Origin of the sequence: Vibrio genomosp. F10 str. 9ZD137, assembly GCF_049974785.1 — a bacterium.
Taxonomy (GTDB): domain Bacteria; phylum Pseudomonadota; class Gammaproteobacteria; order Enterobacterales; family Vibrionaceae; genus Vibrio.
Genome location: NZ_JBNGCJ010000073.1, coordinates 1 through 518, shown reverse-complemented (window position 1 = coordinate 518; position 518 = coordinate 1). Strand labels below are relative to the sequence as shown.

Here is a 518-nt window from a genome sequence, read left to right as displayed (position 1 = left end):
AGCAGCGGGTTGGACATATGCTCGCATCGCTACGTTCAGTGATACTCTGCCTCAAGCCACTGCAACGTATTTTCAACAAGCGCAATCTCGCAACGACTGGAAAATGGATATCGCCACACCAGAGCAAGAAAGCAAAATCATCAAGTTAATTGAACAAGGCCTTGATGAAGGTGGATTAGGCATTGGTATTAACGCCGGATACGCACCTGGGCACGGTCAAAAAGAGTATTATGCACTTGCTGAACTCGCCGCAGAGCGTGATGTGGCCACTTACACTCATGTTCGTTATGCGAGTAATACCGAGCCACAAAGCTCTTTTGAAGCAGTCAAAGAACTTGTCGGTAATGCAGCCATTACTGGTGCTCATATGCACCTTTGCCACATCAACAGTACTTCGTTGAAAGATATTGATTCCATTTTGCCTATGGTCAATAAAGCGCAAGACAATGGCATCAATGTTACTGTTGGCGCTTACCCTTGGGGTGCTGCCAGTACCGTTGTCGGCGCTGCTATGTTTA

At 46.9% G+C, this 518-nt stretch carries 1 pseudogene; it reads left to right on the top strand.

The window, feature by feature from the left end:
- Window positions 1-518: pseudogene (locus ACP45E_RS00955) on the top strand (amidohydrolase family protein); the annotation flags it as partial.